Genomic DNA, 12,958 nt, shown 5'->3' with positions numbered 1-12,958 from the left:
GCCCCCCTCCGGGCCCCGCGCCGTCCGCAGGCCGGGCACCGGGCGCGGAGGAGGGCCGTTCCGGCGTTTCACTCGGCGCGTCGGCGTCCGCCCGTACGATTGCAGGATGGCGACGACGGATGTGGCACCCGCCCGGGCCATCGCGCACCGGTCCCGGGCGCCCTCCCTCCGGGAGTGGCTCGCCCCGGCGATCCCCGGCAGCGCGCTCCTCGGCTGGCTGGGGCCGCTGCTGGTGACCGTGTTCGCGGGATACCTGCGCTTCCACCGGCTGGGCGCGCCGAAGGCGGTGGTGTTCGACGAGACCTACTACGCCAAGGACGCGCTCGCCCTGCTGAAGTTCGGCTGGGAGCACAACACCGTCGACAACGCCGACAAGATGCTCATCGCCGACGAGCACGCCCGCATCTGGGCGGACGGGCCGTCCTTCGTGGCGCACCCGCCGATGGGCAAGTGGATGATCGCGATCGGCGAGGGGATGTTCGGCGCCACGCCGTTCGGCTGGCGGTTCATGCCCGCGCTGGTCGGGACGCTGTCGGTGCTGATCCTGTGCCGGGTCGCCCGGCGGATGACCGGCTCGACGCTGCTGGGCTGCGCCGCCGGGCTGCTGCTCGCCCTGGACGGCCTGCAGTTCGTCACCAGCCGCGCCGCGCTGCTGGACATCTTCGTGATGTTCTGGGTCCTCGCCGGGTTCGCGTGCCTGGTCAACGACCGGGAGCGCTCCCGGCGCCGGCTCGCCGAGAGGATCGAGCGGGGGGACGGGTCCCCCTACGGGCCGTTCCTGCTGCACGGATGGCGGTTCGCCGCGGGCATCTGCCTCGGCCTGGCCTGCGCCACCAAGTGGACGGGCGTGTTCTACATCGCGGCGTTCGGCATCATGGCCGTGCTGTGGGACCTCGGCGCCCGCCGGGCCGCGGGCGTCCGGCGGCCGTACAAGGGCGTGCTGATGCTGGAGGCCGCGCCGGCGCTGGTCCAGCTCGTCGGGCTGGCGGTGGTCGCCTACCTCGCGTCCTGGTGGGGATGGATCTTCAAGCCGGGCGGCTGGGGGCGCGGCGAGGCGTCGGGGAACGTGCTGTGGCGGCCGTTCGAGGCGATGCCGAAGCTGTGGCACTACCACCACGAGATGCTGAACTTCCACACGGGCCTGGACGCCAAGCACCCGTACCAGTCGTGGCCGTGGGACTGGCCGATCCTGCGCCGTCCCGTGGCGTTCTTCTACACCCAGCCCAAGGGCGAGTGCGGCGCGGACCGCTGCTCGCGCGAGATCCTGGGGATCGGGACGCCCGCGCTGTGGTGGGGGGCGCTGGCCGCGCTGGTCGCCGTGCTGTTCATCTGGCTGGTCCTGCGCGACTGGCGGGCCGGGGCGATCGTGCTCGGCTTCCTGGCCGGGTGGCTGACCTGGTTCCCCTCGGCGTTCGCCGACCGCACGATGTTCCTGTTCTACGCGACGCCGCTGATCCCGTTCATGGTGCTGGCGGTCGTGCTGGTGATGGGGTACCTGATCGGCCCGGCGCCGCCCGGCCTGGCGGGCGCGCACGCCGCCGCGCTCCCCCGCGAGGAGCCGCACGGGGACGTTCCTGGGATCGGCCTCTACGGCGCGGGCTACGGCGACGCCTTCGACGGGGACGGCGGCGGCGCGCGCGCCGCGCGTCTTGCGGCGCCCGCGCCGCCCGTCGCGGGGATGCGCCGGATCGTCGGCGCCGCCGCCGCCGGGGCGTTCATGCTGGTGGTTCTGGCGAACTTCGCGTACTTCTATCCGATCCTGGCCGCCCAGACCCTGCCGTACAACGAGTGGCACGCCAGGATCTGGTTCGGCACCTGGGTCTGACCGCCGCCGCCCGTCCGGGACGGACGCCCGCCCGTCACGCGTCGTTGGCGTACGCGGCGGATTCGGCGAGGGCGGACGAGGCGGGCCCGGGACGCAGGAGGCGCGCACCGGCCAGGCAGAGGAGCAGGGCGAGGACGCCGCCGATGCCGGCGCCCGCGAAGGCGCCCGGAACGCCCGCGAGATCCTGGCCGAGGCCGGAGATCGCCGAGCCGAGCGAACCGCCCGCGCCGACCGCGGCGACGACCCATGCGAACGCCTCGGTGACGGTGCCGCTCGGCGCGAGCCGGTCGACGAGCGTGAAGCTGCACGCCAGGACGGGTGCGAGGAACACGCCGCTGATGAAGGCCAGCACGGACATGACGGCGAGGCCCGGCGCGAGGACGAGCGGGACGTAGCCGGCGGCGAGCGCGGCGAGCAGCCAGGGCAGCCGGCGGTGCGGCTCCCCCGCCCACGGCCGGGCGCCGTACACGATCCCGCCGGCGAGGGCGCCGCCGGACATGCTCGCCAGCAGCACCCCGGACGCCAGGTCGGAGCCGAGCCGCTCGGCGTAGGCGACGACGGCCACGGCGTAGACGCCGAGGGCGATCCCGGCGCAGGCGAGCGAGCCGAGGAGCAGGCGCAGGCCGGGCGAGCGCAGCGGCCCGGCCCAGTCGGCGGCGCGCGGCTCGCCCCGCCATTGCCGGGACGGCCCGGACAGGGCGACGACGAGGGTCCCGGCGATCCCGAGGACGCCGGTGAGCAGCAGCGCGGTCTCGGTGTTGACGGCGGCGGCCGCGACCACGAGCAGCGGCCCGACGGTGAAGAGGATCTCCTGGGCGGCGGCGTCCAGCGCGTAGGCGGCCTGGACCTGCTCGGGGCCGTCCAGGACGGCGGGCCAGAGGGCGCGGAGCCCGGCCTCCAGCGGCGGGGTGGTGATCCCGGCGCCGACCACGGCGGCGACGGCGACCGGGAGCGGGTCGGCGCCGACCGCGGCGAGCAGGGTGAAGCCGACGGCGGAGGCGAGGGCGGAGGGCAGCAGGACGCGCGACTGCCCGTAGCGGTCCATGGCGCGGCCGAGGACGGGCTGGCCCGCGGCCATCGACAGGCCGAGGAGGGCGGCGAGGGCGCCGGCGAGCGGGTAGCCGCCGTCGTCGGCCCGCACGTGCAGGACGACGGCGAGCATCCCCATGCCGTTGGGCAGCCGGCCGAGCAGGGTGCCGCCGAGCAGCCGTCCCGCGTACGGCCGCCGGAGGAACTCGACATAGGCCCGCATGCGGCCGCTCCCGGAGGGTAAGTCATACGTATTACTGGACGCACCATACGTACCATCCCGGACCCGCGCGGCTCTAGTCTGTTTTTTCTGTTCCCCATGCGCAGGGAGGCGCAGGTGCCCGCGACCAGCCGTCCCACCAGCAGGGACGTGGCCCACGAGGCCGGGGTCTCGCAGTCCACGGTGTCGCTCGTGCTGGGCGGCAAGTGGACGGGGCGGGTGTCGCCCGCGACGGCGCGCGGCGTGCGGGAGGCGGCCGAGCGGCTCGGCTACCGGCCCAACCAGGCGGCCCGCAACCTGCGCCTGGGCACGACCCGCACCGTCCTGCTGATGGTGCCGACGCTGACCGCCCCGTTCTTCGGCCCCGTCCACACGGGCGCGGTGCGCGTCGCCGCCCGGCACGGCTTCGGGGTCGTGGCGTACGTGTGGCCGGACGACACGGGCCCCGCCGACAGCCCGTTCGCGGCCCCGCACGAGGCGATCGACGGGATCCTCGCGTCCTCGATGGCCGTGGACGCGCTCGCCCGGTTCGGCGGGACGCCCGCGGTGATGCTCGACAGCGACCCGGCCGGGTCCGCCGCGACGGTGGGGTTCGGCGTCGCCGACGGGATGCGGGCCATCGCCGCGCACCTCGCGGAGCTCGGCCACCGGCGGATCGGGCACGTGGCGGCCGCCGTCGACCAGTGGACGTTCCGCGCCCGCGCGCAGGCGCTCGCCGGCGCCGTGGCCGGGCTGCCCGGCGGCGTGCTGAGCAGGTCCACGTGCGCGATCGGCGTCACCCCGGCCAAGGACGCGGCGGCGCGGCTGCTCGCCCAGCCGGATCCGCCGACGGCACTGGTCTGCGACGACGACCTGATCGCCGCGGGCGCCTACAAGGCCGCGCGGGCGCTCGGGCTGGACGTCCCGTCCGACCTGTCGGTCACCGGGTTCGACGACGTGCTGCTCGCGACCGCGCTGGAGCCGGAGCTGACCACCGTCCGGCTGCCCGCCGAGGAGCTGGGCGCGCAGGGCATGGCGGTCCTGCTGGAGCTGCTCGGCGGCGGGCGTCCGGCGCGCCGCGTCCTGCCCGGGGAACTGGTCGTGCGCGGCTCGACCGGACCGCCGCGCGCCATCAGGTGATCGCCCCGGGAGCCGGGTATAAGGGGGCGCATGGGATCCCATCCGTCCGAAACCGACATCGAGCAGCATCCGGGGAACCGCATCGGGAGCGCGCCCCCGCGGACCAGGGCCTGGCGGGACGGCAAGCTGGAGGCGGAGGGGTTCCCGGTCGCGGAGGTGAGCGACTACCTGGAGCGTCCCGACGTCGTGGTCTGGCTCGACCTGTGCTCGCCGCGCCACGACGACCTGCGGGTGGTCAGCGAGGAACTGGGGCTCGACCACGTCGCGGTGGAGGACGCGGTGTCCCGGCACGAGCGCGCCAAGCTCGACCAGTACCGCGGGTACATATTCCTGAACATGTACGAGCCGGAGATCCGCGACGGCGACCTCGTCCTGCACGAGCTGTCGGCGTTCGTGGCGGAGCGCGCGCTCGTCACCGTCCGCCAGGAGGGCGGCTTCGACATCGACGCGCTCGTCCGCCGCTGGGACGGCAGCCCGCTGTCGGACGGTCTCGAAGGGGCCGGGGCGCAGGCCGGGTACCTGCTGTACGAGCTGCTCGACCTGGTGGTCGACCGGCAGCTCGACGCCGTCCAGGCGCTCGACGGCGAGGCCGACGACGTGGAGGAGCTGGTCTTCGACGACGCGTTCCCGGTGAAGGAGATCCAGGAGCGCAGCTTCCGGCTCCGCAAGAACCTGGTCGCGCTGCGGCGGGTGGCGCTGCCGATGCGGGAGGTCGTCAACACGCTGCTCCGGCGCGACCTGCGGATCGTCCCGCCGGCGCTGATGCCCTACTTCCAGGACGTCTACGACCACACGCTGCGCGTCGGCGAGTGGACGGACGGGCTGCGCGACCTGGTCGCCAACCTGCTCGACACCCGGCTCGCGCTCCAGGGCAACCGGATGAACGAGGTGATGAAGAAGGTCACGAGCTGGGCGGCGATCATCGCGGTGCCGACCGCCGTGACCGGCTTCTACGGGCAGAACGTCCCCTATCCAGGCTCGCAGCAGCACTGGGGCTTCATCATCAGCGCGATCGTGATCGTCGTCTGCAGCGTCGGGCTGTACGTGATCTTCAAGCGCCGCGACTGGCTGTGACCCGCTAGAATCCCGCAGGTCAGCGCCCTCCAATATGCGGACGCGTATCAATGGCGGCCCCATATCAATATTGGACATCGCTGTCAGGGCTCTGATCTTCTCTAGCGCATGCGCCTTCACTCACCACGGTTCCGGACGACCGCCGGAACCGCCGCCCTGACGCTCTCCGCCCTCGTCGCCGCCGGTTGCGGCGCGGGCGCCGCCACCAAGAACGCGGCTCCCAAGAGCGACACGGCTCCGGTCCGCACCCCGTCCACGCACGCGGCCCCGTCCACGCACGCGGCGCCCGCCGCCTCGCAGGCCGCCGTCGCCAAGCAGCTGCGGGGGCTGGAGAAGACCCGCCGCCTGCGCGTCGGCGCGTACGCCATCGACACCGGGAACGGGCAGGCCCTGTCCTACCGGCCGGACGAGCGCTTCCCGTTCGCGTCCACGTCCAAGGCGCCCCTGTGCGGCGCGGTGCTGCGCAAGGCGCGCACCTCCGATCCCGGGCTGATGGACCGCGTGATCCGCTACACCAAGGACGACCTCGTCCCCAACTCCCCGGTCACCGAGAAGCGCGTGGACACCGGGATGACCCCCGCCGAGCTGTGCGACGCGGCGGTCACCGTCAGCGACAACACCGCCGCGAACGTCCTGCTGAAGCAGATCGGCGGTCCCGCCGGGCAGACGTCCTTCTTCCGCTCGCTCGGCGACCGGGCCAGCCGGCAGGACCGCTGGGAGCCCGACCTCAACCACTGGCGTCCGGGCGAGCGGCGCGACACCACCACGCCGCGCGCCTGGGCGGGCGACCTCCGGTCGCTCGCCCTGGGGAATGCGCTCGCGCCCGCCGACCGGGCCCGGCTGGTCGGCTGGATGAAGGACTGCGAGACGGGCGGCAAGCGCATCCGCGCCGGGCTGCCCAAGGACTGGACGGTCGGCGACAAGACCGGCACGGGAGGCGTCTACGGCAGCGCCAACGACATCGCGGTCGCCTGGCCGCCCTCGGGCGCCCCGCTGGTCATCGTGATCATGACGAACCGCCCGACGCCCGACGGCGCCGCCGACGAGGAGGCCATCGCGCGGACGACGACCGTCCTCGTCCGCGCCCTCGGCAAGACGCGCTAGACCGGCGGGGCCGAAGGTGCCCCGGCAGGCTGGGACCTGCTCTCAGCCCGCCGCTCGACCGAGGAAGTTCGACGCGATGGGGGCGGCGGCCTCGGCTCCGGTGCCGCCGCCTTCGACGATCACGGCGAACGCCAGGTCGCGGCGGTAGCCGATGAACCAGGCGTGGGTGGGCGGGTTCTCGCCCTCGCCGAACTCGGCGGTGCCGGTCTTGCCCGCCGTCCCGGACGGGAAGCCGACCCCGGCCGCGGTGCCCTCGCTGACCACGGCGGGCATCAGGGAGTGCAGGGCGCGCTCGACGGCGGGCTCCAGCTTGTGCGGCGGCTCCGGCCTGCGGCCTCCGGCGTCGGCGGCCCGCGCGGCGAGCGCGGGGTCGACCAGCCGGGGCGAGCGCCACGTCCCGTTCGCGGCGGCGGCCGCGACACTCGCCATGTTGAGCGGGCTGGTCAGCACCTGGCCCTGCCCGAACGACGCGGCGGCGAACGCGGTGTCGTCCTTGTTGTCCGGGAACGCGGCGCGGACGGCGGGCAGCCCGGCGATGATCGGGGCGTTGAAGCCGAACTGGCCCGCGACCTGGGCGAGCCGCTTCTCGCCGAGCTTGTCCACGGCGAGCCGCGCGAACGTGGTGTTGCAGGAGTGCGCGAACGCCTCCCGGAGCGGGACCGTCCCGAAGTCCTCGTGGCGGTAGTTGTGGAACGAGCGCCCGCCGACCGTGGTGGTGGCGGCGCAGCCGACCCGGGTGCCCGCGTCCATTCCGTCCGCGACGAGGGCGGCCGCGGTGACGACCTTGAACGTGGAGCCGGGCGGGTACCGGCCCATCAGCGCCCGGTTGTAGCCGCCGGGCTTGTTGGCCACCGCGAGGATCTCGCCGGTGGACGGGCGGACGGCGACCAGCGACGCCGGTTTGCTCGCGGCGGAGAGCGCCTTGCCTGCGGCCCGCTGCACCTTGGGGTCGATCGTCGTCTTCACCGGCTCCCCTTCGGCGCCCCCGAAGCGCTGCAAGGTCCGCACCGGTTTGCCGTCCGCGCCGACGATCTGCACGGCGAGGGCGGGCGTCCCGGCGAGGCGCCGCTCGTACTGCTTCTGCAGGCCCTCGGCGCCGACGGTGTCGCCCGTCCGGTACGGGGCGCCGAGCTTGTCGGCCGTCTCGGCGGACGCGGCGCCAAGCGGCCCGGCGATCTGCTGGACCGAGCCCGACGCGGAATCGGTGAGGCTGCTGCCATCGGCGGCGGTGATGCCGGCGCGGGCCGGCCAGGCGCGGGCGGCGCGCAGCCGCTGCCCCTCGCCCAGCGTCGGGTACAGGACCTGCGGCGACCACGCGACGCGCCACTTGCCGCCGTCCTTGGTCAGCGGCAGTGCCCCGCTGTACTTCCAGACCCGGCTCCCGGCCAGGGTCAGCTCGGCGCTGTAGGAGCCGCCCACCGTGTCGCCCTTGGGACGGCCCACGGAGGCGACCTCGTACCGCTGCCGGGTGACGCCCAGGTCGTCGCGCGTCCGGGACAACCGGGTCGCGAAGTCGGCGGGCGGGTCGGCGGTGAGGGCGCGCATGGCGGCGAAGTCGCCGCTCGTCCAGGCCGCCAGGTAGCGTTTCGCGGTGTCGTCGGGGCTCTCCCCGTCCCGCAGGAACCACACCGCTCCCGCCCCCACGAGCACGGCCACGGCCGCGATGGCGGCGACGAGGACCACGCGGGATCGGCGCATCATCGATTCTCCTTCTCGATCAGACCCTAGTTGACGGGTCCGTTCTGATGGGACGCCGCACAGGACACCAGCTGACCAGCTAAAAGTCCAAGATTGATATCGATCACACAGGCATATGCGAATTGATATCATCCCTGCTTGTGAACCTCGTGGGGCATCTGAGGTGCTTCGTCGCCGTCGCCGAAGAGCTGCACTTCGGCCGCGCGGCGGAGCGGCTCGGCATGGCCCAGCCGCCGCTGAGCCAGCGGATCCAGCGGCTGGAGCGCGAGCTCGGCGTGCGGCTGTTCGACCGGTCGAGCCGGAAGGTGGCGCTGACCGCGCCGGGGACGCTGCTGCTGGACGAGGCCCGTGACATCCTCACGCGGGTGGACCGCATCTACTCCGTCGCCGAGCGCACTCGGCGCGGCGAGGTCGGCACGGTGCGCGCGGGCCTGCCGAGCGACCTCGGCGGCCGGGTCCTCGCCGCACTGGTCGCCGCGTTCCGCGAGCGCCGTCCCGACCTGCGCCTCGACCTGCGCGAGACGGGGACGGCCGAGCAGGTCCGCGCGCTCGCCGAGGGCACGCTCGACGCGGGGGTCGTCCGGCACCCATGCGACTCCCGCGACCTGGAGTTCGGCCCGCTGCTCGGCCAGCCGGTCGGCGTGCTGCTGCCGGACGGCGCCGATCTCGCCGCGTCCGCCGGGGTGCCGCTGGCCGACCTCGCCGGCCGGGACCTCGTGGTGTTCCCGCGCGCGGAGGCGCCGGGCGCCCACGACGAGCTGCTGGCGTCCTGCCGCAGGCACGGGTACGCCCCGCCCGCCGTCCACGAGGCGCGGCACCCGCAGTTCGCGGTCGGGCTCGTCCTCGCCGGGACGGCCGTGGCCCTCGTCCCGCGCACCGACGACCTGGCGGGGGTGACGTGGCGGCCGCTGCTCGGCGAGCCGCTGGCCTGGCGGACGTCGTGCGCGTGGCGGCGGGCCTCGGGCCCCGGGCGGGCCCGCGATCCCGAGCGGGCGCTCGCCATCGCCGACTTCACGGCCGTCGCGACCGCCGTCCTGCGCGGCGAGGCCGGCATGACGCCGCTGGACGGCGCGCCCGCCCGCCGCGTCGTCCAGCGCCCGGCGTCGGGGTTCCTCGCGTGACCCGGCCCCGGGAGCGCCCCGCGGACGCGCCGGTCCGGATCGAGGCGGCGTTCCGCGACGCCGGCGTGACCGGCCACCTGCACGCGGTGGACGTGGACACCGGACGGGAGGTCGCGGTGCGCGCGGAGGAGCCGGTCGTCCTCGCCTCGGTGTTCAAGGTGCCGCTGCTCGTCGCGTTCCACCGGCAGGCCGCGGCCGGGACCCTCGACCCGACCGAGCGGGTCACACTGCGCCCGCAGGACCGCACGTCCGGGCCCACCGGCCTGTCGGCCCTGCTGGACGAGGTCGCGATGTCGCTGCGCGACCTCGCCTGCCTCATGATCACCGTGAGCGACAACGCGTCCGCCGACGCGCTGCTGGAGCGGGTCGGCCTCGACGCGGTCAACGCGACCGCCGCCGCGCTCGGCCTGCCCGGCACCGTCGTCGAGGGCGGCGGCCGGGACCTGTTCGACGTGCTGCTCGCCGACGCCGGCGCCGCCAGCCTCGGCGAGGTGTGGGCGCGGCTGGACGAGCCCGGCATGCTCGGCCGGCTGCGCGCCCTCGATCCCGCCCTCACCAGCCGCAGCACGCCCCGCGACATGACCCGGCTGCTCGGCCTCATCTGGCGGGACGAGGCGGCCCCGCCCCCCGAGTGCGCGGCGATGCGCCGCCTGTTCGGCCTCCAGGTCTGGCCGCACCGGCTGTCGTCGGGCTTCCCGTTCGACGACGTGGTGGTCAGCGGCAAGACCGGGACGCTGCCGACCATCCGCAACGAGGTGGGGGTGGTGGAGTACCCCGACGGCGGGCGGTACGCGGTCGCGGTGTTCACCCGGTCGCCGCTGCCGGTCGCCGTCCTGCCGGAGGCCGACGCCGTCATCGGCGCGGCGGCGCGGCTGGCCGTGGAGTCGCTGCGCCGGACGGGATGACCCCCGGCGTCCCGGCGGTGTGACGCTCGTCACCGCGGGGGTTCGGCCGGACGCCGAACGTGCCCGTCCCTATACCCGCGATCCGCGTGACCGCTAAAACAGCACTCCCTCCGGAAACGTAGGCTGTACCCCTGCTTTGATCACTCTTGGGGAGAATGTGTTGCGGCTGCCGGAGCATCTGGAGCTACTGCTCACCGACGAGCCGGTGCTCGACGTCTACTCGTACGGCCCCTGGCGCGTGCCGGACGGGCTGTTCGAGGAGATCGCGGCGCGGATCGACGGGCTGGCGGCCGACCCGCGGGCCATCGAGCTGACCACCGACGAGCACAAGCTGCTGACCCTGCCCGCGTCCCTCGTCACGGCGGAGATCTTCGGGATCCTGGCGTTCCTGCCCGGCGGCGGGGCGATCAAGGCCGGCTCGTGGTCGCAGCTTCCCGAGCGGCTGCTGCACCGCCACCTGGTCAACCCCGGCCCGCTCAGCACCCGGATGACGCGCTGGGACGCGCCGGGCGGCCGGTGGCGCCCCCCGGTGGACTGGCTGATCGAGGCGCCCGACCGGGACCTGGCGATCGAGCTGGCCCGCGAGTGCCTCGGCGTCCTGGAGGGCGTCGAGCCGCTGGAGGAGCGGCGCAAGGCGCTGCTGCGGCTGTACGACGACCCGCCCGCCTGCGACATGACGCTGCCCAAGATGGAGCTGCGCGAGCACTGGCACGCGCACGCCGGCGACGACATCGTCGCGGCCGTGCCCGAGCTGCTCGGCCCGGTCGGCTACCTGGAGTGGGTGTGCGCGGGCCTGCTCGCCGCGTACGAGCACCTGACGAGCGTGGCGCCGCGCGAGGAGACGGTCGACTCGCACCTGATCCAGCTGCTGCTCCAGGGCAGCCTGGAGCACGTCCCGGCGGAGCTGGCGGTCGCGCTCGGCGAGGACCGGTACCGCGAGCTGCAGCAGCGGTTCCCCGGCGAGCGCCGCGGGTTCAAGGCGGGCGCGTGGCAGGAGCAGACGCGGGCGTGGCTCGTCCGGGCGCTGGTGTCGGGCGCGCCGGACGCGTGCCGGGCCTGGCTCGACATGGCGATGCGGTTCGTGGCGATCGTCCAGGGGCTGCCGGGCGACCCGTGGTTCCCGAAGGCGGAGTGGATCCCGGTCGGGCAGTTCCAGACCGACCTGCGCCGCCTGTACGCGCCGCGCCGCCGCGTGGTGAACCCGCTCACCGAGGAGCTGAGGGTCCCGGCGGGCGTGCGGGCCGAGCCGCAACGGCGCCCCGAGCTGGCGACCTCGCTGATCGGGCAGCCCGAGGTCACGCAGGCGCTGGACGAGCTGACCCGCGACAAGCGGCCCGTCCGGCTGCTGCTCACCGGGCCCGACGGCACCGGCAAGCGCGACGCGGCGCAGGAGCTCGGCAAGGCGCTCGCGCTCAGCCGCGACCCGCTGTGGGTCACCGACAACCTCTACGCGGGCCAGCGGCTCTCCGACGCGGTCGCCAAGCTGCACGCCGACGTCCGCGACTGCGCGGGCGACCGGCTGCTGGTCGTCGAGGGCCTGGACGGCATCGTCGGCGACCCCGGCAACGGCGAGGCGCTCGCCGACGAGCTGCACCGGCTGCTGGCCGTCCACCCCGACCTGCAGATCGTGGCGCTGTGCGACGCGGGCGGCGACGAGCGGATCCGCGAGATCAACCCCGTCCTGCCGCACCGGTTCCGCATCGCGCGGACCCGCCCGTTCGACGCCGACGGCCACGCCGAGCTGTTCCGCCGCGCGCTGGACGGCCACGGCGTCCGCGCCACGCGGCACGCCATCGAGGCGGCGGGCGCGCTGCTGGCCGCGACGCCGCCGATGCAGACCCTCCGCAACGCCCGCCTCGCCCCCTACCTGGCGGGCCAGGTCGTCGCCGCCGTGCGGGCGCGGACGGCGGCGGACGCGGAGGCGGTGGTCAGGAAGCAGGACATCCCGGCCACGCTCGACACGGCGCTGTCGGTCGGCGACCCGCTGGCCGAGCTGCGCGACCTCACCGGCCTGGACACGGTCAAGCACGAGATCGCGCTGCTGGTCGCGGGCACGCACGCGGCGCGGCTGCGCAGCGAGTCCGGGCTGAAGATCACCCCGCCGACCCGGCACATGGTGTTCACCGGCAACCCCGGCACCGGCAAGACGATGGTGGCCCGGCTGCTCGGCCGCATCTACAAGCGGCTCGGCGTGCTGTCGTCCGGGCATCTGGTCGAGGCGTCCCGCGCCCACCTGGTCGGCGAGTACATCGGGCAGACCGCGCCGCGCACCCGCCGGCTGGTGGAGCGCGCGATCGGCGGCGTGCTGTTCATCGACGAGGCGTACACGCTGACCCAGTCGCCGCTGAAGGGCGACTACGGCCACGAGGCGATCGCGGAGCTGGTCAAGCTGATGGAGGACCACCGCGACGACCTCGTGGTGATCGTCGCCGGGTACCAGCAGGAGATGGCGGAGTTCCTCGTCGCCAACCCCGGCCTGGACTCGCGGTTCCCCAAGCAGCTGCACTTCCCCGACTACACCGACGACGAGCTGATCACGGTGTTCGGGCAGCTCGCCGCCGCCGACGGCTTCACGCTGGCGCCCGGCACGCCCGAGGCGCTGCGGGCGATGCTGCGCCGGGCGCCGCGCGGCCCGTCCTTCGGCAACGGCCGCCTGATACGCAACCTGCTGGACGTCGCGGTCGCCAACCAGGCCGACCGCGTCGCCACCGCCGCGGTGACCGCCAGGCGGGGCGCGGCGAAGGACGCCAGGCCGGCGCGGGTCCCGACGAAGAAGGAGCTGATCACGCTCACCGCCGAGGACCTGCCGCCGCTGCTGGAGCATCCCGAGGAGTTCTTCGGGCTCTACCTCTGACCAGGAATG

Annotated in this window: 9 protein-coding genes; 7 read left to right on the top strand and 2 right to left on the bottom strand. The window is 74.6% G+C overall.

The features are described 5' to 3' along the window. Positions 1-106: 106 nt before the first annotated feature. A complete protein-coding gene (locus E1298_RS12625) occupies positions 107-1,825 on the top strand; it encodes a dolichyl-phosphate-mannose--protein mannosyltransferase (RefSeq protein ID WP_131892607.1) in 1,719 nt (572 codons plus the stop codon). A gap of 34 nt (positions 1,826-1,859) precedes the next feature. On the opposite strand, the gene E1298_RS12620 is transcribed toward E1298_RS12625, so the two are convergent. Beyond that, complete coding sequence (locus E1298_RS12620) at positions 1,860-3,077, bottom strand: MFS transporter (RefSeq protein WP_131892605.1); 1,218 nt, start codon at positions 3,075-3,077, stop codon at positions 1,860-1,862. Positions 3,078-3,191: 114 nt separating this feature from the next. On the opposite strand from E1298_RS12620, the gene E1298_RS12615 reads away from it, so the two are divergent. From E1298_RS12615 to bla, 3 genes are all read left to right on the top strand, one after another. Next, positions 3,192-4,193 (top strand): LacI family DNA-binding transcriptional regulator, encoded by a 1,002-nt coding sequence (locus E1298_RS12615; RefSeq protein ID WP_207944585.1) that lies wholly within the window; start codon positions 3,192-3,194, stop codon positions 4,191-4,193. 30 nt (positions 4,194-4,223) lie between these two features. After that, the gene (locus E1298_RS12610) at positions 4,224-5,267 is read left to right on the top strand and encodes a magnesium transporter CorA family protein (RefSeq protein ID WP_131892601.1); all 1,044 of its coding nucleotides are present in this window, start codon (positions 4,224-4,226) and stop codon (positions 5,265-5,267) included. Between the two features lie 108 nt (positions 5,268-5,375). Then, complete coding sequence (gene bla / locus E1298_RS12605) at positions 5,376-6,371, top strand: class A beta-lactamase (protein ID WP_131892599.1); 996 nt, start codon at positions 5,376-5,378, stop codon at positions 6,369-6,371. A 42-nt stretch (positions 6,372-6,413) separates the two neighbouring features. Here bla and E1298_RS12600 read toward each other — a convergent pair whose 3' ends face one another. Continuing rightward, entirely contained in the window at positions 6,414-8,072 is a 1,659-nt protein-coding gene (locus tag E1298_RS12600; protein WP_243725547.1) for a penicillin-binding transpeptidase domain-containing protein, read from the bottom strand. Between the two features lie 137 nt (positions 8,073-8,209). Here E1298_RS12600 and E1298_RS49450 point away from each other — a divergent pair, with 137 nt between their 5' ends. From E1298_RS49450 to E1298_RS48035, 3 genes are all read left to right on the top strand, one after another. Beyond that, positions 8,210-9,190, top strand: a complete 981-nt coding sequence (locus E1298_RS49450) for a LysR substrate-binding domain-containing protein (RefSeq protein WP_207944584.1) — start codon at positions 8,210-8,212, stop codon at positions 9,188-9,190. Further along, entirely contained in the window at positions 9,187-10,095 is a 909-nt protein-coding gene (locus E1298_RS49445) for a serine hydrolase (protein ID WP_243725546.1), read from the top strand. Before E1298_RS49450 ends, E1298_RS49445 begins: the two co-directional genes overlap by 4 nt. Positions 10,096-10,255: 160 nt before the next feature. Next, positions 10,256-12,949, top strand: a complete 2,694-nt coding sequence (locus tag E1298_RS48035) for an AAA family ATPase (RefSeq protein WP_165975442.1) — start codon at positions 10,256-10,258, stop codon at positions 12,947-12,949. The last annotated feature ends 9 nt before the right edge of the window (positions 12,950-12,958 follow it).

It is taken from the genome of Actinomadura rubrisoli, assembly GCF_004349215.1.
Lineage (GTDB): Bacteria > Actinomycetota > Actinomycetes > Streptosporangiales > Streptosporangiaceae > Spirillospora > Spirillospora rubrisoli.
The sequence above is the reverse complement of the archived record's forward strand: the minus strand, read 5'-3'. Positions and strand labels throughout refer to the sequence as shown.